Here is a 24,029-nt window from a genome sequence, read left to right as displayed (position 1 = left end):
TCGTCTTACAGGATGACGGAAGATCTTGACGAAAAGGAAGAACCGGCTGGCGAAGGACTTTCTTCTTTGCTCGCTGCCAGCTTCTTTGCATTCATCTTGGGGATTTTCTTCCCGCTACATTGCCGGAGGTCAAAGTCCAGCTTCTTCACGGGCATTTTTGTTTTCTGAAGAATGCCTTTTGGCTGGATATAAACATGGAAGCATCCGTTCACGTGACGGATGAACCCAACAGCCATGCCGGTAAAACCACTAGGCTTGTCGGTGACCAGTGTGCCGAGAATTTCGATGGGCACATCGACTTCCTCGAACATATCGTCAGTGACTACCAAACGTTCAACCTCCATTTTGATGTAAGACAGAGGTTCACCTTCATCATTGAGACCTTTCGGTTGGAAGATGTAGTCAATTCGACGGCCCATGTCACAGAGCCAATGGGTGATTGTCCCTTCCAATTGGGTAGCGCTATCACGACAAACAGTTCCGGGTTTCAGTGTTCTAATTATCATATTTTCTAGGTGATGAGAACCTTGTTCTGGCTTTGAATTAGCCATTGAGTATTGTTGTGGAGAACAAGGAAAAAATTCAATCCAGTGATATATTCACACAATATTATAATACTGTCAATAGCTGTAGGTAATATACATACAAGTACTACTCTTCGGTAATGTTTCTATTAATTAGTGTCCTTGATTTCTATCTATTCGACAAAATTAATTGTGATATAATAGATACATAGTAATTTTAATCAAAATTAAATGTATCCAAACAACAATCAAGGACAAACAGATTCAGCTTTAGCAAACTTTCTAATAAATAAAGGTATAGTAAAGAATAGATCTGGAGCTGACATAATAATGATATTCTTCGTCATTGCCTGCGCTGTTGGATCATATTTCATACTTAGATAATTTGACCAAGGATATATTGTGTGTTAGTCTAAAAATGGTTAAGAACAAAATTCGCTCCGGTGAGCGAAGTGAAATTATAGCTAAACAATAGAAAACACATAGACATGAAACTGGTTAAAGATGGCAGATTTAACATGATGATTGCATCACGTTTGGGCAGGAAGGTTGAGGTAATTAATCTTCTTTACGTCACTGACAAGGAACAAGAAGGGGATTCAAAGGTTGTTGTAGATCCATTCGAGGCGCTCGGCTTGGAAGAAATTCCAATCACTCATGATGAAATCGTGGAAACTCTTAGGGATTCAGGTTATCGCCTGGCATCTCGGGTTGAAGCAGGTCTTATCGTTGGCTTGCTGCGTGAGCGAGGTGAGAAAAGAAAGCTCATTTGCAATGATGAGGATGAAGACAAGTGGTTTGTATTCCATTCCTACGGTTTTGCTCATAACCAATTTGAAGATAAGGAAGATGAACGTCTAATCCGATTTTTCTTTTTTGAGGAACGCACAGCGATGCCTGAGGATGACTACGTACTCATTTGCATCAGGGTTGGTAATCATCAGCCTTACGGCTAAGACTTAATGTCCGGTTTCAGTAACGCATAACTGAAGATAGACCACCTGACTCAGGCATTGTCCTGAGAGGTGGTTTTTTTGTAGTAGCATAATGTGGTGTCTAGCCTAAATGTTCAATAGTAAAATCCCCGGCAGCTCGCGCTGCCGGGGACGTTTGTCACATTGTACATGATGAGAAAGAAGGGGATTAATAGTCTCCACCACCACCTCCACCACCGGAGTCTCCTCCTCCACCACTGAAGGATGAATCACTACCACTTGAGTCTCCAAAGCTGGAACCTCCGCCTCCACCGTAGTATCCACCAGACGAACCATTGGACATTCCTGTTAGAATTGCATTTGATGCAGATCCTGCTAGAAATCCAATGATACCAAGTGCTACAATCCACGTACCTAAAAAGTATGCGATCAAAACAGCTCCAAGAGCTCCAACAATTCCACCAAGTAACCAATGGAATTCTCCGAGAAAAGCTGTAATCAAAAACAAAATGACCGCAAAGAATACACATGTCATAAGCATTCCACCTTTTTTAGAATCCTCGGCTGACTCAATGTCAGATTTATATTCACCCTTGGTGGCACTAATGATGTTTGTTGTTGCTAAATCATAGGCTGTAAAGAAGTCCTGCTTCTTCAAGTTTGGAGACATATCGTTTCTGAAAATACTCAGGCATGTTGCATCAGGTAGGGCTCCTTCGAGACCGTAGCCGACTTCAATACGCGCTTTCTTTTCATCGGTCGCATTCAGGAGTAGAACTCCGTTATTGCGATTTTTTTCGCCAAGCTTCCAAAACTTGAAGACTTTATTTGCATAGCCTTCCTTTGTGTCGCCATTCAAACTTTTGACAGTGAGTATGACGATCTGATTGCCGGTTTCTTTTTCAAAAGCTACAAGCTTTGCTTCCAGCTTTTCTTTTTCCTCCGGCTTCAGTACACCGCTGTAATCATTCACGTGAGAGACTAGCGCGGGGTATTCCTCAGCCAGACTAACAAAAGTGGAGAATAACAGGGTTAGAAAAATCTTATAAATTATTTTCATCAGCTAACCTTTCTATTTTGAATTTTTATTTTCGATTTAGAATTCTGCTTGCTTCCGAGTTGGTATCAGAAGTTGACCTTGGGTGCCACCTTGGCACCAGCATCAGCTTCAAAATATTTGACTGGCTGGAATTTGCTTCCGGCAACCATTGAAGAGAAGAACCCTTTGACGAGTACATTGTATTCATTGGTTGCTTTCTGCGCATTTCCACGTTCAACCGCAATGCGATTCTCGGAACCTTCGATCTGCCCCTGCAGTGTAAGGAAACCTTGATCCGCCTTGAGAGTCGGATAGTTTTCACTCACTGCGAGCAGTTTTGTCAGTGCTCCAGAGAGCTCTTTTTGAGCGGCTAAGAATTTCTGAAGCTGCTCAGGATTGTTGGCCATTTCACCGGCGTCCAATCTGATTGAACCCGCTTTTGCACGGGCTTCAGCAACATTTTCAAAGACGCCCTTTTCATGCGCTGCGTAACCCTTGACTGTAGCAACGAGATTGGGGATGAGATCAGCTCTTCGCTGACACACCACCTCCACTTGTCCCCAGCTTTTACTGAGTGCCTCCTGTTTTGCCACTAGACCGTTGTAGGTTGTAATGAAATAGATGCCTGTGATACCAAGAATCACAAGGACGATTGCTGTTAGTGTAGCGAATACGATACCGAATGCTTTCATAATGCTATATTTGCTTGATGTAGTTTGATTGGTAAGGAACAGATTGGCCCGTGTGGTCAATATACATACCAGTAATGAAATTAATACAAAGGAGCGTTTTTGTCAACAAAGGGTACTGGGTAACCATTGACAAAAAGGGATTTACTGCTATAATTTGTATTGAAAGTTTTTTGAAAAAAGTGTTGTACGAGCACAGCTTCCTGTATATTTTTAACTTGGCAGAATACTCAAGTGTTAGGTGGTGAATGAAAATATCTAGAAAGCTGTGCTCGAATGAGTGCAGTAAGTCAGTCTGTTGGCTTCCTTTTTAGGAAACTGAACGTTCGTACCAACTAAAATGGGGTACTCGTTATTTAAACAGACGGTTTAGTTGTACTCCGAAAAAGTGCACACCAAGTTAGTATGAAAAACAAGAAAACTGTTAGACTTATCAATCCATCGTCAATTCTGATGGCATCATGCAATTGCATTTATGAATCAGGATTTATTCCAACAGATAGCGTAGAAGGCGAGTTTGGATATTTCTGGATAATAATTCCCTTTGACGAAGATTTTATGAAGGATGTTTACATCACAGAACCTATTGACGGCATCCGTCATGGACGCAGTCGTCTGTCGGAAGAAATTTTGGAAATGCGTCACGCTAAAGGGCTTCCTGGCAATGCACCTGAATGGGCTCATACCTTGGAGTCTAGGCGCATTGATATTGATGGTGTTCATCTTCTGGGTGAAGGTATTGATGTGATTGTGCAAGGTGACTTCAAAGTTATCAAACTAATATGTGCAAGGAGTGATGGACCCAATGGGTTATCTCGCTGGCATGAGAAGGAGTTGTTTGCAACCGTCGATGGTGAAAATGATAACACGAAGGAGTATCGCCGGATTCGTTTTGAAAGAGAAATGCAGCTTGAAGCGGAGCATCTCGAAGCCTTTGGATTAGAGTGTCGTGAAGTGGTTCGATTCCAAGAAATCCCCAAGAAGGATTGGCAAATCGGACAGAAGGATGCAATTCTTAGGTATCAAAACGATTTTCGGAATATGACCTCGCAAAATGTGCTGGATTTAGCTACAGCTGTCAGTGCTACAAAGCAGAATCATATTCTTGAAAAAGCTGTACTCATCGATACGCTCTCCCTTATGTCGTGTCCTCAAGTTCAACAGTTGGCTCAAAAGGCCTTGTATGTTTTCTTCGGAAAGAATATTTGCGATTTTGTCCAAAAGGCTGAAAAGCCCAAGGATGATGTTGTAACACCTACGCAGGAACAGGGAACTGATACTGTGACAGGCGGAGATTCTAACGAAGTTGAGAAGAATGACGTTGCACTAAGCAGGTTTGTCCATACTGAGCCACGCAAGGTTCAGTTTGCTGTAAGGGCACCAAAATGTCTAAAGGTGTTACCTGAAGGAAAACCTGTAGAAAAAACCAATCCGGGATCCAAAGTGAAGGCTAATGCTTCATTGTTGGGTGGGGGCGGACGCGGAAAGGAACCTGTCTTGCTCAGGCATTTGATAGTTTGACTTGATTTGATGGACAATTTTGTTGGCTCAGGCTAGCTTGTTGTCCGCCCCGCCGCTCCTTAGGGAGTCGGCGGGGCATTTTTTTTTATTTTCATATTTATTGACACCATCCATTTTAGTCAATATAGTAAGCGAGTTCTTATTCGTTATGGATAAGCCGTTCCTGACGCCGTATGGTGGGGAATAAGATGGTTGTTAGGGTTCCATATCTAACCCTTTGTACAAATAGAAAACAGCCGTTATGGCACAAGAAAAAAATATTGGATTAAATGTTACAGGTGGCCCAAGTGCGGGGCAGATGTGGGATTCTCTTCACAGACCTCACGCTGGCTCTTTTGGGGGAAACATGAGTCAAGAGACGGCCGTGTATTTCACCACCACCGACACTCGGCCTGGCAAAGCATCTTTTTATGCCACTATTGATGGAATGACCCGTGAAGATGGGTCAGGTGAACATTGGAATATTGAAGGTCGGGTGTTTCGTACATCTCCAAATGGTACTGTTCCTTACAAGGCGTATTACTGTAGTCGAGATCGTAGTGGAGTTATCTGTGTCGAGGGTTAAAATACTTGATTCAGTATAATAAATTTTGTTTCTAAACAGCATCAACCAAAAAGTAGAACAAACAAAATGAACAGACAACAGGCAATGACATTCTTGAGTGACAAGAGCCCAACTGGTGCATCAGCTCTAGTTGCGGACAAAGTTGGTTCTTTTCAGGCCGGTAATTATTCTTTGATCGTTGGAAGATATGAAGATCCTGGAGGGGGACAAAGTTCCGCTGGAAAAGACGAGGATGACCTTTGGGTAGTCCTTGCGATTCACTGCGTTGCTGGAGTCTCACTTTACAGGGCATCACTTCTGCCAAAGTCAAAAATCACCAGAATTGTCAGACCTGATTCTGTTGGTCAAGATGGTGATGCATATCTCCATACCGACGGTATTTGGTATGTCAGTTTCTAGGTTAGGCAAGTCTGAGTGTTCACATTTTGTGGCATTCAGCATGGCGCGGGGCGAAAGCCCCGCGCCATTTTTATGATATAATCAAACCCATGCCATTTTCCACATTCTCTTCATATTCCAAATTCAACAAGAAATCCAAAGCCAGCAAAACTGGCCCATCTAAGACAGAAATTTTTAAAAAAACCCTTGCAAAAGTTGCAGCTGAAAAATCGGAAAAACAAAATCCAGGATCTGGAGATAAAGCTCTAGCGGAAAAACTTTCCAAAGAATTTGCAAATATGGAATTGAATGATGAGACGCTCGTTGCACTTAACAAAATGGAAAGTACTTCAACAAATATTTTTCTTACTGGAAAAGCGGGAACTGGAAAAACAACTCTTGTTAGGTATTTCAAAGCTACAACAAAAAAGAAAATTGTCATACTCGCACCAACTGGGGTTTCCGCAGTAAACATTAGTGGACAAACTATTCACTCGTTCTTTAAATTTGGAATAAATGTAAGTCCTATGTCCATAAAGAAAGCAACAGGAAGCACTGCGATTTATAAAAACATAGATACAATAATTATTGATGAAATTTCTATGGTTCGCGCTGATCTTTTTGATTGTGTAGACACGTTTATGCGATTAAATGGAAAAGATAAAAATACTCCATTTGGCGGTACTCAAATAATTGTAGTAGGGGATATGTTTCAGCTTCCACCAGTTGTAACTAGCTATGAGGAAGAAATGTTTTCATCGTACTATAAGAGTCCATACTTTTTTGATTCAAAAGTATTTCTGAAAGCAGATTTTGAACTTATAGAGCTAAGTAAAATCTACAGACAGGACGATGATAAATTCATAGATATACTAGAAGGTGTGAGGTCTGGAAATCTTAAAGATTCACATTTAACACTTTTAAATAAGAGATATCTAAATCCAATGGAGGATAATATTGACCCAATGCAATATAGTGATTATATTTTTCTTGTCACAACAAATGCGATGGCTGATGCACTTAATCTTGGGAAGCTGAATGAACTCGAAACAAATAAAATAATATTTAAGGGTAAAAAATCTGGATCATTTGAAAGAAATTTTCCAACCAATGAATGTCTTGCATTAAAAGAAGGCGCAAGGATTATGATGTTGAATAATGACAAGGAAGCAAGATGGGTAAATGGTGACCTTGGAACCATAACAAGTATAAATGAAAACAAGCAGGAAATTTTTGTTCGATTAGAAAACGGTGAAAATTATTTGGTACCAAAGTACACTTGGGAAATGGTGAAATTTTCTTATGATAAAGATTTTGACTCAGTAGACACCGACGTAGTTGGAACATTTACTCAGTTTCCAATTAGACTCGCTTGGGCAATTACAATTCACAAAGGACAGGGAAAAACTTATAGTAATGTTGTTGTAGACTTTGGTAGAGGAACATTTACCCATGGACAAGCTTATGTTGCTTTAAGTAGGTGTAGAAGTTTAGATGGAATGATTCTAAAAACTCCATTAGTTAGACGTCATATTATGATTGATGAAAGAATTACAAACTTCATGAAAAGAATGTCGGATGATAGTGGAACCATATTCATGGGGGATGAGGATCATCTAGCTTTCTAATATTTGGGGTCAGGCACACGATTCAGGTCTGCGACCAGAATCGCCTGACCCCAAATTGACTGTACAAAGAATAAAATAGATGTAATATTACAATCGGAAGTAGGCGCTCTTGTCTACTCGTTCTATCAAAACAATTCAAATATTCAATAATATGAACAGTTACAGTGGTAGGTTTACACGTGATGGTTATGCTGTGATGCGGCATGCACATTATTTTGAAGGACAAAGTGGAATTGAGCTTTGCCGTAATTCAGTCAAAATCGGCAGAAGAAATATTCAGGTTCTTGTAACTCATGAACTTGAGGACTTCACCGATAATCCCAATGTTGTGGTCAGTATTTTTTACTCTCCGTTGAGGCGGGCTGAGCTCACCGCCCAGATGGTTAGGTCTGAGTTTGCTTGTCATAACATTCCCGTTTCTAATATTCAGCCAGTTCAATGGTTGGGTTGCGAAGACGGAAAAGAGGGGAGTATTAATGCAAATATGAACACAGTTTGTTCAGAGGGAGATCTTCATTTTTCATTCTTTATTACTCATATGCCAAATATGTGCAATTTTATCGGTTCTGCTGCTTGGGAGCCGTGCAGTTGTTCGATTATCACAAGACAACATGTCATCGTGAATGGCAGATTGCTGACTGATTTTTAAATTGCCTTGCACACCATGCAGTTTTAAAAAGGGTTAGGCTTTCATAGCCTGACCCTTTTCTTATATTTACAAGGTTAAAAATCTATGGTAGTGTTTGGCCAGAGCTTTGATAGAAAAGCCGCTCATTTCAAGAAAGAGAATAGAACCCCAACCCCAATAAAACATGAGAAGTAGTAAGAGTTACGTGAATCGTTTTTTGAATTCCAGATACGCTGTTATGCGCCATGCTGCTCAATACGTCACAGCGGACGGCGCTAGGCTTAAGTGGAATTCTGTGGAGATCTGCCAAAGGAACGTTCAGGTCCTTGGTAATCTGATCAAACCGCACAAGAATGACATTAGGATTTTTCATTCGCCAACCCCAAGGGCTTTGATGACGGCTGGAGTTGTCTATGATTCATTATTTAATTTACTTAGGGTCAGACCTAAGGAGCTTGAAGAAGTTGATTGGCTGGATTGTAGTAAGCATAGTTTGAATAATAATAATGTGACTACGTTAATTACACCAGCACCTACCGCATTCTTTATATTCATCAGTCACATGTTGGAGATTGAACAATTTCTTGGCGACAAACATGAGCCAAAGAACTGTGATATTATTTCAAAACATTTTTCAATTTCAGGGGGTCGACAGACTCGTTAGACTGTAAAATGTATTACACCCCTTCCGCAACCGCGGAGGGGTTTTTGATTGTTTTTTAGGGTCAGGCACCACGGTGCCTGACCCTAAAATTACTCCATTTCTGACTCAAGAGCTTTCTCTATTTCCTTATTTGTGTATGGTTCAATAAGATTTTTCAAATAATCTATTGATTCATTATAGGGCCAATCAGCTAATTTTATTTGCATTTGAGTCTGTGCTATAGAATTCACTTTATTTGAAACATATCTCTGATATAAACTTGAGTATTTCCAGTCTAGTATATTCTTGACAATATTTGCCGTTAAAGGGTTTCTTTCAACATATCTGATGACGGTTTCCAGATGTCTCTGATCTAAAATTATAAATGACTTGTATCTGCCTTGATATAGATGTCCGGTTCCGGCTGTCTTGTTTATAAAATGCCATCTTTTAGTATGAACAAAGGTAAACCATTTCATGAATTGAGACATTTGTTTATCTTGATTTGTTTTTATGACTAAATGAAAGTGATTATTCATTATAGCAAATGCTAATATATCAATATTAAATTTTTTTTGTGCTTCAAAAAGCACTTTTATTATTAATCTAAAATCATCATCATTAAAATTAATCTTTAATCTAGCGCTTGCACGATTAATGCAGTGATAATAATTATTAGCAATATCAACTCTTGGTTGTCTTGGCATGAGTAAATCATAAGAATTGAAATAAAAGAAAAGCCAAAGATTTTATACTATGGTTGTGGATAACTTTTGGGGTCAGGCACCATGGTGCCTGACCCCAAATAAGGTATAATATAAAATATGCCAAATGGAATACCAAATTTTGATAATAGGGAAACTTTTGATCCAGAAATGCGTCACATCGCAGAATCAATAGATCCACTAATTGCAGCTGCGCCAGAGGAGGAATTGAGTCCAAATATTTACGTAACATATCCTGATGGAACTCATATATTTATTCCAAAAAAAGATTTGAAAGGGGGAGTTGGCGAGTTTTATGTTGAGTACAACGATATAGATGGTAAAACTGTTAGAGAGTATGTTACAGAGGCTGATGGTAAATTTGATATATTATCACACCCAGAACATCATGATCATGAAAGACATTCTCATGGGTATGATCCTCGACAGAAAGAGTTAGGTCTATAGATGAATTTGGGGTCAGGCACCATGGTGTCTGACCCCAAATTCAAAGCTATTTAAAATATTTATTTATCGCAAGCACTGTTGATGATGCTGCTTTATTAATGTAGGCATCTCTTGTTTTCTTTTTCTGCATAAATTTCTCGTATATATATGCATATTCAACAATGACCGACGGTTCATTAGCGGTATTATTAACTCCTAATGCAATTAGCTCTTGATCCTCGATAATACCATCGCTTTCTTCCTTCATGGAACTAATTCTGTTTATTTTCAACATTTCATCAAGTAGACCCCATGCAAACTTCTTACTAGGTGCAAAATTTGAATATTGTCTTTCTGGTATATAAATTGAGAATCCTTCAAAATTTGGCTTGCCTTTATACTTTAAATTATCATTAAAGTGAATATTGATTGCCATATCAACCTTTGTATCGTTGGCCCATTTGTTTATTCCAAATAGATAAAGCGAAGATGTTGCATTTGCTGTTACATGACCCATTTTGGAATTTATAACAGAGGCCCCACCTATTGCCGTTAAAAAATTCCTTACGTGTTTTTTGTCTGCAGACCATGACAAGATTGTTTCTTTGTTGTCTGTGACATATGACTGTAGTTCAGGATTCCAGCCTTTATCATCTCTTGAAACCACAACATCATATCTTGGGTTTTTCTCAAGATTCTTTACGATTTTCTCAGCCAGCTGCAAATTCAATTCTCTCTCCTTCAATGTCTTATAAATTGCACCACCGTAATCTGGTTCATGACCCGCTACGATTAGTATTTTAATTTTTGGAGCAACGCTTGCTTCTGCATACGTAGGGGAGAGTTTGATGCCAATTATGCCATATAAAAAAACTACAAATATTGGAATCAGTGATATTAAAACTTTTGTAATTAGTTTCATCTAACTATTATACACTATATAATAGTTAAATTATTTATTTGTTTATGATATAATTTTCACCATGAAAAAGATTTTTTTGCTGCTATTTGCATTGATTTTGTTAAGTGTATCTACCTCTGTTTTTGCTCAAACTAAACTTGATCCAAAAATCTATGACAAGAATGGGTTCAGGTTAGATCAAAAAAATGCTCATACATATAATTTTGCAACAACTACTCGTCCTATTTTATACTTACCAGACAGGGCTTTAGTCTCATCATCTACTTACAAGCAATTGCTTCTAAATGCAAGCTCTTCATTTATTTTTAGAAATCAAAAGGCGACTACAACGGTAGATTTAACAGCATACAAGCAAGGTCAACCAGCTCAGTGTACCGATTACTCAACTTTTGGTAGTGTTGATGTAGATCTTACTAATGATATGAACACATACAATCCTGGAGATGTTATGATTATTCGTGGTGTAATAAAAAATAATAATAAATATCCAATCACAAATCTAACCGTTAGAGCTAGGCTGGTAAAGGATATTCCAAATCCAGAATATTTAAGATCAGAAATTATTACGTTGGAAGATTTTAATATAGTAGAAAATATAACGTTAGGTGCTGGTAAAAGTCTTGCAGTTAATTACTCTCATGTACTGCCATTAAATTCGCCAAAGGGTAATTATAAGATATTATTTTATGTATATAATGACGATAGATTTAATCAATCTGGACTATCTTTTACAAATAATGCAACAGCTTCAAACCTAGGTTTTAGAGTTGAAGGAGATAATACTCAACAAATTTATTTGGATCAAACTAAAATCACGCTGAATAATAAACCTTATGACACGTCGTCTTTTGCGTCTAATCAGGACAATAGTAAAAAAGTAGATGTTTCTATATTATTAGTTAACCCTTCAAATACTGCTGAAAAAATGACAGTGGTATATTCTCTATATAAATGGGATGGATTATTGGAAAAAAATAAAGTGGATACAAAAACAGAGGAGGTAATAGTTCCAGAAAATAGTAAGGTTAATTTGGTATATACGACAAAGAAGATAGACGCGCCGGTTTATTTTTTGAATATAAAAGCTGATAATACTAATTTGAAAAATGATAGAAGCATCTATAGTGTTAAAACGGAATCTAATATAAGGTTCACTGTTTCTGGTTTTGATTATCCAAGAATAAATAATTTTGGCGTGAATACGTACCCAATTAAAGTCGGCCAAGAAGCAGTACTGTTTACTTGTTTTCAAAATGGATCAAATCAAAACGCATTAAACCCTGTAAATATCGATACTGTTTTATTTGATGATCAAAATAATGTTATTTCAGAAACGCAATACAACGGAAAAATTGGTAGAATCATAGAGACTATTGCTGGCAAGTTTACACCTAAGAAAGATTTAGTGAACTTTAAAACTATCACAACCATAACAGACAGCAATGGTAATGTGATAGACAAGATCGAGGATAATTATAAATGTAAGGATATTGATCCTAAATTATGCCCAGTTTACAAAGTCGATTATTGGACGTGGATTTTGTATGCCTTGGGTGGAATAATTGTATTAGTATTTTTTGGAGTGATAGTGTGGATGAGTATTAAAAATAAAATAAATGTAAAGGGGAATAAGAGAAGTTTGGGTGGTGTAGTAATGTTGATGTTTGTTTTGTTTTCCATTTCGTTTTACGCACCTACGTTTTCTCATAAGACGGAGGCAGCAACAAGGACCGCAGATTTTAGTGTTGACCTGCCTCAAGGGGGATCTTGGACTGGATATAATGCACCTGCTGACCCGTGGAGTTTTTCTTTGGGTGGAAAAATATCTAAGTATTTTAACTTAATTAAATCTGGGGTTAATCTAGATGACGCAACTACAAGTTTACTAACAGTAGGAGAAGTAATTAATGCCACATCGTTACCATCACAGGGATATTGGTATCTTTATGATCCGTCGTATGGAGGAGTTTCTCCGATGGATGGGAATAATTATTATAAGAGTGATTATCAAACGTGGGAGATGACTTTTGAAAGTGGGTGGTATTCACATCTTGAGTATGGAAGTTTTAATGTGGGAGTTCCCTTAGAATCAGGTACTACCACTTTAACGTCGAATGATTCAAATGTTGTATCTTGTGAGTCAAATAAATGTACAGCAGTCGGCCCTGGTAGTGCTAATATTACGGTTTCTTTTTCAGATGTACAACATGAGACAAGTAATACTATCAATACTTGTGATATGTTTCATTGGACATTTGTTTGGTATAAGCATTTTGATCCTTGGGCAGGACAAAATATAGGGTGTATTCCTGGTAGATTTGCAAAAACTAACATCGCTGCTTACAATTTTGCATATAATATGTTTTCCTGGATTACTCCATATGGTTATGTGTCAGAAGCTACGTACTTGTATACTTTGTATCAAGATTATTTTGGAGGTCATAGTAATGGTTTCGGTGTAGTCAATGTTAATGTTATCACTACCGTATGTGATTACTATGATATATGCGAATCTCAGCTCAGCAGAGACCAAAGTACGATAGCAGGCTATGCTTTCTCCTTCGCTCCAATCACCTACGCCATTACTGTTCCTCCCACAGCAGCGTTATCTATCTCACCTCCAACTGTCACCGGCCCAACAGCTGTTTCACTCGGATTATCAACAACATATACAGCTGTGTCTCATTTGAATCCTGTCGCAAAAAAAGAAAATACTTCATTTCTTGCATCAATAATTTTTGCTTTCAAAAAAGTTTTTGCACAGGCTGATACAGGGCCTAAATTCGTATATACATTTGATTGGAATAATGATGGTACTAAAGTATCTACAAGCACGCCCGTACTACCTGGTGTAGAGGTTTCATCATCCAATACATGGAACGCAAAAGGAAATTTTACTTTTAGAGTCAAAGCTACGGAAACTGTTAGCGGTATTTCATCGGCTTGGAAATCTTTTGCTATAACTGTCTCTGATAAACCTAAAGTCCAAGCATTATTCTATTGTGTATCCCCAAACCTATCTTGGAATACTGTTCCAGATGCTACAAGCTATGATTTTGAAGTTAAAAATAAAACTGATTTAACCTCCGTACACAAAATTATAACAGGTACAACTGTAGATATTTCTCAATATCTAAATAATACAAATGTCTCATTTGGTATTAGGGCAATATACTCTGGGAAGCCAATGGGGGACCAGACTTGGGTAGATAATATTACCCCAGCATGTCCTAAGTTGGGTGAAGATGGTGCTACTGGCACTGGCACAAGTGCTGGTCTAACTATAGAGAGTGGAATGAGTTTTAAAGCAAATCCACCATGGGCAAATCAGACAACAAAAAAATGCGCATATCTTGGTCAAATAGATCCTACTATTGTTATGTCAGATGGTAAAACTTATAGAGGTATTAATGTAATAGCGTGTTCAATTGATGGGGTAAGTGTAAGTCTTCTACCTAGCTCAACCGGTGGAAAAATGTTTAAGGATGTTCAAAAAAATGTAGGTAAACATACGTTATCATGTAGTGTGGATTACAATAGTGGTACATCTTCTACCGGAGCAATTATTAAGTCTAATGCAACCGCTGTTCTAGAGTCTAAGTGCACAAGTTTGGCAAATACTGTAGAGAAATAAAGTGAACATGTTTTTTTGGATTAGTATATGATCTAGGTTTTATTAAAATCAGTAAACAACTAATGTCAAAGAGTGCGGGCTTGTAAAACATCAATAAATGATGCACTATGTCCGATGTACTGCTCTTTGACTCGGCTGATTCCCAGCCAGTGATTTGAGCTATTTCAACTCCAACTAAATAAAATCATGTACTATCCAGTATTTGTTATGCTCGCATGCATTGTGTATTTTGCTGTGCTTTGGCTTCTCTATACCTACCTTTGGAAAACAAAGGTGCAGCAAGATTTATATATTCCAAAGTATCTTTTTGTTTCTGTGGCGATAGTTTTTATTTCCCCTTTTATTTATGAATTCAATTCTATTCCTTATCTGAGTAGTCCTCAGTATAGGATTGTTAGGAATAGTAGTGGGAAGATTACCAATCTGGTGAAAAATGGAACAGGATTCCATTGGCCACTTTGCTCAGGTAGTAGGTTTGTTTGCATTCCGAATGATATCCCTTCTTATGGTAACGTCATCACATACAGGACTTCGGGCGTTGATTGGAGTAATGTGACGATTAAATATAAGATCAAGTGCAAGGATTATCCAACAGCGTACATTTTATCTAATGGCGTGTTTTCTTACGGGGTAATGAGTTGGATATTCAGTGATCCTTTTAGTGGTATTAAAGAATCAGTTCAAAATGACTTCTATTCATGTTTAAAAGTTGGTATTAATAATTCTGGGCCTAAAAAGTTTCCGAAGAATGAAACTCCAACTGAAATTTATAAATTTGTTGTGCAGAAAGCAAGTGGGTGGGGCGCAACAAATCCTTACGGGTTTAGCATTGAAATTGAATCACCAGAGGGGATTGCTGTGGGGCAACCTTTCGCGATTCGATAATGTGCCGCCGTAGCCAATCAATCTGAAATGAAGTGAATGATAACAAGTTTCCCCCGCGGCGCCATGGCGCCGCGGGGGATTTTTCTTGCATTAATTTGGGGTTAGGTACTCATGATTCAGGTCTTCGACCAGAATGGCCCAGTAGGCGATCCTGCTGAATGGCCCAGTAGGCGATCCTCTTTGATGTTTTGTGGCATGTGTATAGTCATTAATATTAATACTATCAAAGGGGCCATATATGTGTACACATTGCCAAAAGGTATTGAAAAATATAGTAAATTATGGTATTTTTTTTGATGTGATTTTAAACCAAATTGAACACTGTGAACTATTAAGTACAGCAACTAAAATTTCCTATACGTCTATAGGAAAAGTTTTTTGTCCTATACTAAATAAAGATGTTGTTTTCAATGCAAAAGGTTTTCACCATCTCCATTACAAACCTGATGGAACTCCTAGAAAAGTTGCGGAGAAAATACACAAACTAACCCTTGTACCATTGGCTGTACCTGTAATTAAAAACTCTATCGGAATTCACGAAGAAAGAAATATAATCATGCCACAAAATAGTAAAAAGAATGCTAAAAAAGTCAAAGCCAAACAATATGCGCTAGTTGCAACTATTGGAAGAAAAACACCGGTAGAAGTCAGGGTGATTATCCTTGAGGTGGAGAATAGTCAAAATCCAATCTTTTGGAGTATTATGAAGCATTAAAAAAACACCTCTTGCGAGGTGCTTTTTTAATCGTGTCTGTCTTCGACTTAGGAAATCCTTTTGCCGAACAAGGCTTACGCCCACAGACACATCTATACCCTACACCATATTATACGAAATGTCAATCTGTCTTACAATACCGATGTGGATAAGTTTAGGGTGAGGCACACGATTCAGATCTTAGACCAAACTCGCCCAGTAGGCGATCCTGCTGAATGGCCCAGTAGGCGATTCTGCTGAATCGCCTGACCCCAACTACTCTACTTCGTCTTAATATTCAAATTCTTTGGAGTAAATGAATCCAATTGAATATAGCTCGGCATTTTAATATCAGTTTCTTTTAGAGTAACCTCATTAGTACCAATCTTAAAATCTTTTGCATCAACAATAGCGTGAATATCTTCTGGTTTTAAACTCGCAACATCTTTGTTGCTTCCAGTTACTGTAATTTTTATAGTACTCAATGAGTCCGCAGTAATTGCCATATCACTTTTTAAATATTTAAATTCAACAGGTACAGAATATGTGCTCTTTACAACACCAGCAGTATAAACAACAAAGAACCAGAAGATGACAGCAAGAGCAATCGCAAATATTTTACTGTAACTATTCTTAACCAAGAAGTAGTGAGCAAGACCCTTATCTATTTCTGATGCATTACTTCCTACTTTAGTGAATCCCTGAATAATATTTGCCAATTCTTCAGGGGTTGCAACCTTTTTCAATTTACCACCTTGAGAAACAGAAACCTCACCTCGCTCTTCAGAAACAACAATAGCAAGTGCGTCTGTATTTTCAGTGATTCCAGCCGTTGCTCTGTGTCTTGTTCCAACTCTACTATACTCATCAAACTCACGAGCAAGAGGAAGGTGTAGGCCAAACATTTTAACTCGAGAGCCTTCAATTAAAATTGCACCATCATGTCCTGGGGAAGTAGGATCAAAAATACTTAAAATAAGTGGCTTAGAAATCTGACCATCCAGTGGAAAGCCGCCTTCAATTAAATCGTCTAATGGATATTGTCCAGGAAGCACAATAATTGCACCAATCCTTTTCTTTGCCATATCAAAAACCGAGTTAACAATTGTCTGTGCATTTTCCTCAGGAAGAGAAAGCGCTTTAGCAAAGGTTGTCTTTCTTCCGGAACTGAACCATTTGAAAAATTTTCTGATTTCAGGCTGAAAGACCACAACGAAGATTGCGATAAAGAATGTTAGAAGGGGTGCAAAAATTGTTCTAGTGAGTGCAAGATCAAATTCCTGAGAAATGAAGTTAATCCCAAAAAGTATAACAATGGCACTGAAAATGAAGTTTGAACGAGTTTGTCTAATGAAGATCAGAACGAGGTATATACAGATTGCGACAATGGCAATATCAAAAAGATCCTTCGCAGATATTGAAAGAAGTGCCGTAGTAACCTGATTTGGCAAGGCCCATAGCCCTGCAGTCATGCTTGGTAAGTTGTTGAACATATACTTTTTTATAACATATGTAGTGGGGTGGGGTCAAGGGGTTCGCGCAGGTGAACTGTATACACTGTGGTGCCTGACCCCACAAATAGCCCTTATTCCACCGGAAAATCGGAAATTCCGATTTTCCGGTTGCTAATTTTGCCAGAATTAGCACCAAATTAGCAGAATCTAAAACGAGCCTTATTATAAAGCCTGAGTATGGAATATCTTTAAATAAGATAAATAATATGATTAACAGCAAACTAAAATTTGTCTGTGGTCAGGTCCCAGCATCTAACTCCTCAATTAAAATATTGCAAAATATTTATAGAAAACTCATATTGTTTTGCTAGATTGTGGGGATGGTAAAAATACAAATAAAGAACCAAGAAATTACAATTAACTTATCTAGTAAAGGTGATGATTATATATCGTTGACGGACATGGCCAAGTTTAAAGACCCTCAATTAACAGGTATCATTATTGCAAACTGGCTAAGAACCGGGTATACAGTTGATTTTATGGGTTTTTGGGAGCAAATGTATAACCCAAATTTTAATGTTATCGAATTCGATAACATTAAAAAACAGGTGGGTTCTAATGGATTTATACTTTCTTCAAAGAGATGGATAGAAAAGACTGCTGCAATTGGCATAAAATCCTCCCCTGGACGGTATGGTGGCGGTACTTTTGCTCACAAGGACATTGCTTTTGAATTTGCCACATGGCTTTCGCCAGAGTTTAAACTTTACTTAATCAAGGAGTTTCAAAGACTTAAGTCAAATGAACAAGAAAAACTTTCCTCAGATTGGAATGTCAAAAGATTACTAACTAAGATAAACTATAAAATACACACTGATTCAATAAAAGAAAATATCATATTACCCCAAAAGTTATCAAGTAAGGATTCTGTGTTAGTTTATGCTAATGAAGCTGATGTCTTGAATATGGCACTGTTTGGTATGACGGCAAAAGAGTGGGGAAACAAAAATCCAAAGCTTGAAGGTAATATTAGAGATTACGCAGATGTTTCTCAATTAGTTTGTTTAGTTAATCTTGAGAATTTAAATTCTGAATATATAAAATCAGGATTACTTCAAAAAGACAGGCTTCTTAAATTGAATGAAGTTGCTATATGGCAAATGACAGCACTTTTAGGTAATTCAAGTGTGAAGCAATTGAGTGGTGATTAATGCTGTACTCTAATGTTACGGAATTACGTAACATTAGAAAGCATACTTGGGGTCAGGCACCATAGTGCCTGACCCCAAACAACAAGTATGCTAAACTTACAGTATTAGCAAATTTAATTAATATTTATGGAATTGATAACATTCGGGATAGTCCTTCTTGTTGTATTGTTGTTTCTGTCACTGAAGGTGGTCAAGGAATATGACAGAGGTGTCATATTTTTCCTTGGAAAGTGTACCGGCGTTCGTGGTCCTGGGCTTATTATACTCGTTCCAATTTTAGAGCAAATGACAAAGGTTTCTCTAAGAACGATAACAATGAGTATTCCATCGCAAAAGATTATTACAAAAGATAACGTTTCAATTGATATCGCAGCTGTTGCGTACTATCATATTTTAGACCCTCAAAAGTCTGTTGTTGCAATTGAAGATGTTTATAATGCTGTAAACCAAATTAGTCAGACTACAGTTAGAAATATTGTTGGTCAATTTGAATTGGATCAACTATTATCCAAAACTAGTCAGATTAATATTCAAATTAAAGAAGTTATCGATGTTCATACAGAACCATGGGGAATTCAAGTTACTGCTGTTGAGATCAAGGACATTACACTTCCTGATAACATGCAACGTGCTATGGCAAAAGAAGCTGAGGCTGAAAGAGAGAGACGTGCAAAGATTGTTGCGGCAGAAGGAGAGTTCCAGGCTGCTGTTAAATTATGTGAGGCGGCAGATCTTATCTCTGCTCACCCTGTAGCATTACAATTACGTACGCTTCAAACTATGGCTGAGATTTCAGTAGAAAAGAACTCTACAATAATCTTCCCAGCTCAGTTTATGACAACTGTAAATGAGGCTGTTTCTATGATTCGTGCTGATAAGGCAGTTAAGTAGGGAAATGAATAGGTGAGAGATACGGATGATTAAAAGGGCGCCGGCAGAATGCCGGCGCCCTTTTTGATTACAAAAATACCAACCTTTACTTTTTCTTTACTAAATTAAAAACATTAAAAACGACAAAGTAGAACATACATATTTGAATATAGAAGAAATTGACGCGTATTTGAACAAGATATATACTTACGATGAATTAAATCAAGTAATAACATGATTAAAAGACTATTACAAAAAGTAGGATTAATGAAAACAAAACCAAATATAAGAGACAGCTTCTCTGGTTTTTTTAGGAATGCTTCAAAAAAGGAACTTATGGACTTTTATAAGGAAGTTATAAGAGGTTCAAATGCAGATCAAAGAAAAGTAATAGAGGAAGCAGACAGAATCCTAGCGGAAAGAGCGAGGAATGCGTAGGGATGCTAAACTTTAGCCTTTCTAAAGTCGAGATCGATGTATTATAACTTCACAAATAAAAACACCCACTTTTTACAGCGGGTGTTTTTATTTGTTTTTGGGGTCAGGCACCATGGTGTCTGACCCCAAACTACTCATTAAGCAGCAACAACCTTAGTTGCAGCTTTCTTGCTTGCAACCTTAGCAACTTCTCCAACAACATTAGCAACCTTTCTCTTGCTAACCTTATTATCAAAATCAACTTTTCTCTTTTCTGTGTATGCAACAACACCAGGAGCAGTAGCGTAAAGTGTATGGTCTTTACCAACACCAACGTTCTTACCAGCCATGATCTTTGTTCCTCTTTGTCTTACGATGATTGATCCAGTTTGAGCACGCTCACCTGCGTATAGTTTTATACCTAGGTATTGTGGATTTGAATCAGTTAGGTTTTTCGCTGAACCTCCAGCTTTTTTTGTTGCCATATTGTTATCTTAATTATTTTATGTATTATTCGGGACTTTTAAATATTCCTTTTGAAACTTTATTAAGTCTCCTTGGAATCTTTAACAAATCTTTATGACTTCTTTGGGGTGACCATGAGATGATAATCCCACTGAAGCCGTATCAGAAGTGGCATCAGTATAACCTATGATGAGTAAAATATCAATACATTTCTGGTTGTTTATAACAGCTATCGTGCTTGGGGTGGTAAACCTGTACTTTTTGCTGTACCTACTGAATGCCTATAAAGAGCCTGCGCCTATAACTCTAAACTGTGATCAGAATACCTTAAATAAGGCTTCTGAGACGTTTAAGAGGGAACTACAGGCTCAAAACGATATCTTATTGCAAAGCAAGAAGAAGCCTGTTAAGAAAGCTAAATAGAGGGTAGGTTTAGGGTCAGGCTCTATGGTAACTGACTCCAGATTTAAGACCACATTTATCAGCTTTTAGCTAGCTTCATGTCATGGGTATGGGGCAAAAAAAAGCAAGGGGTTTGGGCAGGGAAGTGTGAATAAATCAAAAATGTCTATTTTGGCCATTTTGCCATTATAGGGCTATAAATATAGTTCTAAGCTATAACACAAAGATTGACACATAGTCAACTATGTTATATCAATTATACCTTTATTATTAGCCTTAGAATGGTGTTTTTACAGGGTAAATATACCCCTAAAATGGTTGACTTATCCTTGCTGGCATGCTAGTATATTGGCATAGCACATAAGGATGTGCTTTTTGATTTCCGTGCAAGCGTATAGACTATTCAGACTTAGACATACGCATTACAAACATAATAGATTCTTTATTTTACAACTTACAATCGGCTTAGCAATGCTTGTTTCAGGAATAGTAGGAACAGACACAACAGCAGTTATTCAAACACAAGACGCGCTAGCCACAACATCAACTTCAATCAGTTTAGTTAAGGTAGCAGATGCTGCATCAATAGATACAACAAATGATACTCCAGTTAAGACAAAGAAGGTTGATATTAATTCAGAAGTAGAGAGTAAGGTTAGATTATACTTCGCGGATACGCCTATAATGGCAGAAATCGTTAAGTGTGAGTCACGTTTTAGACAATTTAATGCTGATGGTAGCGCATTCAGAGGAATAGCTAACAATCAGGATGTGGGAATTGCTCAGGTTAATGAGTATTACCACGCAAAGCGTGCTAAAAAGCTAGGTTATGATATTTACTCCGTTGAGGGTAACATGGCATATGCCAAGTTACTTTATCAAGAGGAAGGTACTGCACCTTGGATATCGTCAGCTCCTTGTTGGAAAAAGTCAGAGGTTGCAAAAGCCATGGCTGTTTCTAAGAAGATCTTAGCGGACAATATAATAAAGTAATATCAGTTTGAACATGAGATAGTGGGGAAGCCCAGCTCATTGCACAAAATCAAAAACCTATATAACAAAACACCACCCAAGTAATTGCGGTGGTGTTTTGTTATTTGGGGTCGTTATTTGTCCAATATTTAAAACAGGAAAAAAGCCCACCGAAGTGGGCTATATTAGAAGCTAGATCATGTTAGGATCTGCTGGATGTAACACCTTGTGAGATGTTATGAACGGGTGATGTTAGCCTGGGATATGTAGGCTGATGATCCTCAATTATTACGTTTTACCACCATCCACTCTTTTGCTTGCGGACGTTGTCGGCTCCTTTTTCGTACGCATCCAATTCTTCTTGGTCATAGCGTACGTGTTTATCGATCGCCTCAGCTATAATCTTTAATGGGTCATAGGTGTTTGACGCTTCGAATTTTTCTCCATCATCATGAGCCTCTTGTATTCTGTCGGATTCGTCACTCATATGTATATGCGGTTGCAAACGAGCATTGTGCTAGTCCTGATGTAATGTTATAACTAATATTTAATTTGTCAATATTTTTTTAATTGAGTTTTTGTTACTATTATTTATAGTGCATTCGAGTTCATTATAGTATTGTCTTTAATATAAGTTATTCGGAAAGCCATGTCTTGGGGTTAGGTACAGTGTTCAGCAGACAACTCAAAAAAAGTACCTAGGTCTAAAGTTTATCTGGTTACAATCACCAAATCCTTACTATGTTCAGCCAGATTATATATTTTTTTAGCATCATCATCACCAACCCTTATACAACCATGAGAAGCAGGGAAGCCAGGCAGAGATCCTTTATGTACATACAATCCACGTTCGGCATCAATAGCAACTGAGTATGGCATATCGATACCTTCGCGATTAACATGGATAAGTTCTCTCTTTCCAGATTCATGACTTCCAGTTGGAGTCTCCATATGAGCTCTTCCACTTGAAATTTCAGCGTCTTTAATTAGAATATTACCATCCTTGTCGTATGCGGATAATGATTGCTTATCAGGGCTTACGTCCACTATGACAATTGCTTTGTAAGCACCCTCAAAGTACTTCTTTAGATATTCTGGCTTAATCTGGCTTCTCTCTAGACCGATTTTTTGAAGTAGCTTATTTTCCGCTTCTTGGCTCTTTACCTCAGGTACCCCAGCTAGTGATTCTGAAGAAAAGCCTCCGGTAGCAAGTGCAGCTCCAGCTCCAAATATGCCGGCCAGGAAACTTCTCCTTGATGTATTTTTTTCTTTAGGTGTCTCCGTATGTGCCTCAGACTCCAGGCCTAGATTCTGGATGGGGAATTGTGATTCTGCCTGAATGGGCATTTTTTCTTCTTTTGGTATATCTGTGAAATTTTCCATAAATTTAAAATAAAATTGATTATGTTAATTTTAGCACAAATCTAGGATAATCTGGAAATTCAAAATTTTCAAAAAAAATAAAAAATAAATAAAATTCCGCGCGCTAAAGATTAGGTAGCCTGCGGAATTTTGTTGTAGAGAAGGAGAGGACTGCGCAAATTGAATCGCAATTGTATCTGCTGACGTTAAGGCCTTATTGGTTGCTGAGGGGAGCCATAATACAAAGTATATAGGTGTCGCACAATATATCTTTTGCGACATACATATAAACCCCTTCTGAATAAGGCTATTTTAACCGCCGGCTTATTGTATGGGTTTTAATTGCCTTTTACATAATAATTTGAGAGGTATGTTTGCTCGTCTTATTTTATTCGCTGGCCTGTAGCGTCAACCTGTGCCCTCATAATTTTGGCATTTTTGCTAATTTTGCCAGATATGTCATTTGGCCTAAAAATGCCCCCTTCTCCCCTATTGTTGACAAAAAAAGCTTTTGTGGTTTACTTATAAAAAAGCACAAATATTTATTTTTATTTTGTTAAATAATTTTAAGTAAAATGATGAATTATAAAAATTTAAATACTGATATTCATTAAGAGAAGTATAAACACATAAAAATAGATTGGAGAACACGTATATGATATTTTCCACATTTGACAAATTCTGGGATTCTTTGAATCCAATACAATTGACAATTATCTCAACACTTTACCAAGCTGGACTACCACAACGCCTTGGGGGCTTCTGTGAAGCTCGAGTTGATGACGCTCTTAGATTTATTGAGTACATAACCAATGAATCACCGAAGAATGAATCTGAGACTAGAGGATTACTGGATTTTAGAAAATGCATCAGGGATCTATACCACGACCATACAGGGAGCGAAAAGAAGCAAGGTGATTTTGAAAGAGTCTGTTGTATTCTAAGAGTCCGTCTTGGCTACCTTAGGATATGAACTAAAAACCCCCGCAAGTAGATTTTCAAATCTTGGCGGGGGCTTTAAATTAGTTTATTTTATTGAA

26 protein-coding genes are annotated in these 24,029 nt (G+C 37.7%); 17 read left to right on the top strand and 9 right to left on the bottom strand.

All coding sequences use genetic code 11. The features are described 5' to 3' along the window. Positions 1-5 precede the first annotated feature (5 nt). Entirely contained in the window at positions 6-551 is a 546-nt protein-coding gene (locus WCQ00_02390) for a hypothetical protein (protein MEI6042394.1), read from the bottom strand. Positions 552-755: 204 nt separating this feature from the next. On the opposite strand from WCQ00_02390, the gene WCQ00_02385 reads away from it, so the two are divergent. Then, positions 756-908 carry a hypothetical protein gene (locus WCQ00_02385; GenBank protein MEI6042393.1) on the top strand — a complete coding sequence of 51 codons (153 nt, stop codon included), beginning with the start codon at positions 756-758 and terminating at the stop codon, positions 906-908. A gap of 152 nt (positions 909-1,060) precedes the next feature. Beyond that, entirely contained in the window at positions 1,061-1,480 is a 420-nt protein-coding gene (locus tag WCQ00_02380; GenBank protein MEI6042392.1) for a hypothetical protein, read from the top strand. A 187-nt stretch (positions 1,481-1,667) separates the two neighbouring features. On the opposite strand, the gene WCQ00_02375 is transcribed toward WCQ00_02380, so the two are convergent. Then, the gene (locus WCQ00_02375) at positions 1,668-2,519 is read right to left on the bottom strand and encodes a TPM domain-containing protein (GenBank protein ID MEI6042391.1); all 852 of its coding nucleotides are present in this window, start codon (positions 2,517-2,519) and stop codon (positions 1,668-1,670) included. A 65-nt stretch (positions 2,520-2,584) separates the two neighbouring features. Then, on the bottom strand, positions 2,585-3,190 hold the full coding sequence (locus tag WCQ00_02370) for a LemA family protein (GenBank protein MEI6042390.1): 606 nt from the start codon (positions 3,188-3,190) through the stop codon (positions 2,585-2,587). Between the two features lie 402 nt (positions 3,191-3,592). Between WCQ00_02370 and WCQ00_02365 the strand changes: the two genes are divergently transcribed. From WCQ00_02365 to WCQ00_02340, 6 genes are all read left to right on the top strand, one after another. Next, positions 3,593-4,708 (top strand): hypothetical protein, encoded by a 1,116-nt coding sequence (locus WCQ00_02365; GenBank protein ID MEI6042389.1) that lies wholly within the window; start codon positions 3,593-3,595, stop codon positions 4,706-4,708. A 241-nt stretch (positions 4,709-4,949) separates the two neighbouring features. Beyond that, on the top strand, positions 4,950-5,273 hold the full coding sequence (locus WCQ00_02360) for a hypothetical protein (GenBank protein ID MEI6042388.1): 324 nt from the start codon (positions 4,950-4,952) through the stop codon (positions 5,271-5,273). A 66-nt stretch (positions 5,274-5,339) separates the two neighbouring features. After that, entirely contained in the window at positions 5,340-5,672 is a 333-nt protein-coding gene (locus WCQ00_02355) for a hypothetical protein (GenBank protein MEI6042387.1), read from the top strand. Positions 5,673-5,761: 89 nt separating this feature from the next. Further along, positions 5,762-7,279 (top strand): AAA family ATPase, encoded by a 1,518-nt coding sequence (locus WCQ00_02350; GenBank protein MEI6042386.1) that lies wholly within the window; start codon positions 5,762-5,764, stop codon positions 7,277-7,279. A 151-nt stretch (positions 7,280-7,430) separates the two neighbouring features. Then, the gene (locus WCQ00_02345; GenBank protein MEI6042385.1) at positions 7,431-7,928 is read left to right on the top strand and encodes a hypothetical protein; all 498 of its coding nucleotides are present in this window, start codon (positions 7,431-7,433) and stop codon (positions 7,926-7,928) included. A gap of 163 nt (positions 7,929-8,091) precedes the next feature. Continuing rightward, complete coding sequence (locus WCQ00_02340) at positions 8,092-8,571, top strand: hypothetical protein (protein ID MEI6042384.1); 480 nt, start codon at positions 8,092-8,094, stop codon at positions 8,569-8,571. 89 nt (positions 8,572-8,660) lie between these two features. Here WCQ00_02340 and WCQ00_02335 read toward each other — a convergent pair whose 3' ends face one another. Then, positions 8,661-9,257 carry a transposase gene (locus WCQ00_02335; protein MEI6042383.1) on the bottom strand — a complete coding sequence of 199 codons (597 nt, stop codon included), beginning with the start codon at positions 9,255-9,257 and terminating at the stop codon, positions 8,661-8,663. A 117-nt stretch (positions 9,258-9,374) separates the two neighbouring features. Here WCQ00_02335 and WCQ00_02330 point away from each other — a divergent pair, with 117 nt between their 5' ends. Next, positions 9,375-9,722, top strand: coding sequence for a hypothetical protein (locus WCQ00_02330; GenBank protein MEI6042382.1), 348 nt, complete (start codon positions 9,375-9,377; stop codon positions 9,720-9,722). 46 nt (positions 9,723-9,768) lie between these two features. On the opposite strand, the gene WCQ00_02325 is transcribed toward WCQ00_02330, so the two are convergent. After that, positions 9,769-10,623: an N-acetylmuramoyl-L-alanine amidase gene (locus WCQ00_02325; GenBank protein ID MEI6042381.1), complete on the bottom strand. Its 855-nt coding sequence runs from the start codon at positions 10,621-10,623 to the stop codon at positions 9,769-9,771. A 61-nt stretch (positions 10,624-10,684) separates the two neighbouring features. Here WCQ00_02325 and WCQ00_02320 point away from each other — a divergent pair, with 61 nt between their 5' ends. The 3 genes from WCQ00_02320 (at position 10,685) to WCQ00_02310 (ending at position 15,857) form a co-directional block, all read left to right on the top strand. Next, entirely contained in the window at positions 10,685-14,257 is a 3,573-nt protein-coding gene (locus tag WCQ00_02320) for a hypothetical protein (protein ID MEI6042380.1), read from the top strand. Between the two features lie 186 nt (positions 14,258-14,443). Beyond that, positions 14,444-15,142, top strand: coding sequence for a hypothetical protein (locus tag WCQ00_02315; GenBank protein MEI6042379.1), 699 nt, complete (start codon positions 14,444-14,446; stop codon positions 15,140-15,142). A gap of 298 nt (positions 15,143-15,440) precedes the next feature. Further along, complete coding sequence (locus WCQ00_02310) at positions 15,441-15,857, top strand: hypothetical protein (protein ID MEI6042378.1); 417 nt, start codon at positions 15,441-15,443, stop codon at positions 15,855-15,857. 260 nt (positions 15,858-16,117) lie between these two features. On the opposite strand, the gene WCQ00_02305 is transcribed toward WCQ00_02310, so the two are convergent. Then, the gene (locus WCQ00_02305; GenBank protein ID MEI6042377.1) at positions 16,118-17,329 is read right to left on the bottom strand and encodes a diadenylate cyclase; all 1,212 of its coding nucleotides are present in this window, start codon (positions 17,327-17,329) and stop codon (positions 16,118-16,120) included. Positions 17,330-17,670: 341 nt separating this feature from the next. On the opposite strand from WCQ00_02305, the gene WCQ00_02300 reads away from it, so the two are divergent. The 3 genes from WCQ00_02300 to WCQ00_02290 all read left to right on the top strand — a co-directional run bounded on the left by WCQ00_02300 (position 17,671) and on the right by WCQ00_02290 (position 19,809). Then, positions 17,671-18,501 (top strand): KilA-N domain-containing protein, encoded by an 831-nt coding sequence (locus WCQ00_02300; protein ID MEI6042376.1) that lies wholly within the window; start codon positions 17,671-17,673, stop codon positions 18,499-18,501. 126 nt (positions 18,502-18,627) lie between these two features. Next, positions 18,628-19,392: a slipin family protein gene (locus tag WCQ00_02295; GenBank protein ID MEI6042375.1), complete on the top strand. Its 765-nt coding sequence runs from the start codon at positions 18,628-18,630 to the stop codon at positions 19,390-19,392. Between the two features lie 213 nt (positions 19,393-19,605). Then, positions 19,606-19,809, top strand: a complete 204-nt coding sequence (locus WCQ00_02290; GenBank protein MEI6042374.1) for a hypothetical protein — start codon at positions 19,606-19,608, stop codon at positions 19,807-19,809. 137 nt (positions 19,810-19,946) lie between these two features. Here WCQ00_02290 and rpmA read toward each other — a convergent pair whose 3' ends face one another. Continuing rightward, on the bottom strand, positions 19,947-20,273 hold the full coding sequence (rpmA, locus tag WCQ00_02285) for a 50S ribosomal protein L27 (GenBank protein ID MEI6042373.1): 327 nt from the start codon (positions 20,271-20,273) through the stop codon (positions 19,947-19,949). 757 nt (positions 20,274-21,030) lie between these two features. Between rpmA and WCQ00_02280 the strand changes: the two genes are divergently transcribed. Further along, positions 21,031-21,648, top strand: a complete 618-nt coding sequence (locus tag WCQ00_02280; GenBank protein ID MEI6042372.1) for a hypothetical protein — start codon at positions 21,031-21,033, stop codon at positions 21,646-21,648. A 274-nt stretch (positions 21,649-21,922) separates the two neighbouring features. Here WCQ00_02280 and WCQ00_02275 read toward each other — a convergent pair whose 3' ends face one another. Further along, positions 21,923-22,114 carry a hypothetical protein gene (locus WCQ00_02275; protein MEI6042371.1) on the bottom strand — a complete coding sequence of 64 codons (192 nt, stop codon included), beginning with the start codon at positions 22,112-22,114 and terminating at the stop codon, positions 21,923-21,925. A 224-nt stretch (positions 22,115-22,338) separates the two neighbouring features. Further along, positions 22,339-23,010, bottom strand: a complete 672-nt coding sequence (locus WCQ00_02270; protein ID MEI6042370.1) for a L,D-transpeptidase — start codon at positions 23,008-23,010, stop codon at positions 22,339-22,341. A 634-nt stretch (positions 23,011-23,644) separates the two neighbouring features. Here WCQ00_02270 and WCQ00_02265 point away from each other — a divergent pair. Continuing rightward, a complete protein-coding gene (locus WCQ00_02265; protein ID MEI6042369.1) occupies positions 23,645-23,962 on the top strand; it encodes a hypothetical protein in 318 nt (105 codons plus the stop codon). Positions 23,963-24,029 lie beyond the last annotated feature (67 nt).

The sequence above is a fragment of the bacterium genome, assembly GCA_037127815.1.
In the GTDB taxonomy this organism is placed as follows: domain Bacteria; phylum Patescibacteriota; class Minisyncoccia; order Phycocordibacterales; family CAIZLB01; genus CAIJKW01.
This window is presented reverse-complemented; position numbering and strand designations above follow the sequence as displayed.

Excerpts from the sequence above, each read along its gene's own strand:
- WCQ00_02370 (MEI6042390.1), bottom strand. The coding sequence starts at position 3,190 with ATGAAAGCATTCGGTATCGTATTCGCTACACTAACAGCAATCGTCCTT.
- WCQ00_02315 (MEI6042379.1), top strand. The coding sequence starts at position 14,444 with ATGTACTATCCAGTATTTGTTATGCTCGCATGCATTGTGTATTTTGCT.
- WCQ00_02270 (MEI6042370.1), bottom strand. The coding sequence starts at position 23,010 with ATGGAAAATTTCACAGATATACCAAAAGAAGAAAAAATGCCCATTCAG.
- WCQ00_02290 (MEI6042374.1), top strand. The coding sequence starts at position 19,606 with ATGATTAAAAGACTATTACAAAAAGTAGGATTAATGAAAACAAAACCA.
- WCQ00_02350 (MEI6042386.1), top strand. The coding sequence starts at position 5,762 with ATGCCATTTTCCACATTCTCTTCATATTCCAAATTCAACAAGAAATCC.
- WCQ00_02360 (MEI6042388.1), top strand. The coding sequence starts at position 4,950 with ATGGCACAAGAAAAAAATATTGGATTAAATGTTACAGGTGGCCCAAGT.
- WCQ00_02340 (MEI6042384.1), top strand. The coding sequence starts at position 8,092 with ATGAGAAGTAGTAAGAGTTACGTGAATCGTTTTTTGAATTCCAGATAC.
- WCQ00_02300 (MEI6042376.1), top strand. The coding sequence starts at position 17,671 with ATGGTAAAAATACAAATAAAGAACCAAGAAATTACAATTAACTTATCT.
- WCQ00_02265 (MEI6042369.1), top strand. The coding sequence starts at position 23,645 with ATGATATTTTCCACATTTGACAAATTCTGGGATTCTTTGAATCCAATA.
- WCQ00_02275 (MEI6042371.1), bottom strand. The coding sequence starts at position 22,114 with ATGAGTGACGAATCCGACAGAATACAAGAGGCTCATGATGATGGAGAA.
- WCQ00_02295 (MEI6042375.1), top strand. The coding sequence starts at position 18,628 with ATGGAATTGATAACATTCGGGATAGTCCTTCTTGTTGTATTGTTGTTT.
- WCQ00_02320 (MEI6042380.1), top strand. The coding sequence starts at position 10,685 with ATGAAAAAGATTTTTTTGCTGCTATTTGCATTGATTTTGTTAAGTGTA.
- WCQ00_02385 (MEI6042393.1), top strand. The coding sequence starts at position 756 with ATGTATCCAAACAACAATCAAGGACAAACAGATTCAGCTTTAGCAAAC.
- WCQ00_02325 (MEI6042381.1), bottom strand. The coding sequence starts at position 10,623 with ATGAAACTAATTACAAAAGTTTTAATATCACTGATTCCAATATTTGTA.
- WCQ00_02330 (MEI6042382.1), top strand. The coding sequence starts at position 9,375 with ATGCCAAATGGAATACCAAATTTTGATAATAGGGAAACTTTTGATCCA.
- rpmA (MEI6042373.1), bottom strand. The coding sequence starts at position 20,273 with ATGGCAACAAAAAAAGCTGGAGGTTCAGCGAAAAACCTAACTGATTCA.
- WCQ00_02365 (MEI6042389.1), top strand. The coding sequence starts at position 3,593 with ATGAAAAACAAGAAAACTGTTAGACTTATCAATCCATCGTCAATTCTG.
- WCQ00_02305 (MEI6042377.1), bottom strand. The coding sequence starts at position 17,329 with ATGTTCAACAACTTACCAAGCATGACTGCAGGGCTATGGGCCTTGCCA.
- WCQ00_02345 (MEI6042385.1), top strand. The coding sequence starts at position 7,431 with ATGAACAGTTACAGTGGTAGGTTTACACGTGATGGTTATGCTGTGATG.
- WCQ00_02375 (MEI6042391.1), bottom strand. The coding sequence starts at position 2,519 with ATGAAAATAATTTATAAGATTTTTCTAACCCTGTTATTCTCCACTTTT.
- WCQ00_02390 (MEI6042394.1), bottom strand. The coding sequence starts at position 551 with ATGGCTAATTCAAAGCCAGAACAAGGTTCTCATCACCTAGAAAATATG.
- WCQ00_02335 (MEI6042383.1), bottom strand. The coding sequence starts at position 9,257 with ATGCCAAGACAACCAAGAGTTGATATTGCTAATAATTATTATCACTGC.
- WCQ00_02355 (MEI6042387.1), top strand. The coding sequence starts at position 5,340 with ATGAACAGACAACAGGCAATGACATTCTTGAGTGACAAGAGCCCAACT.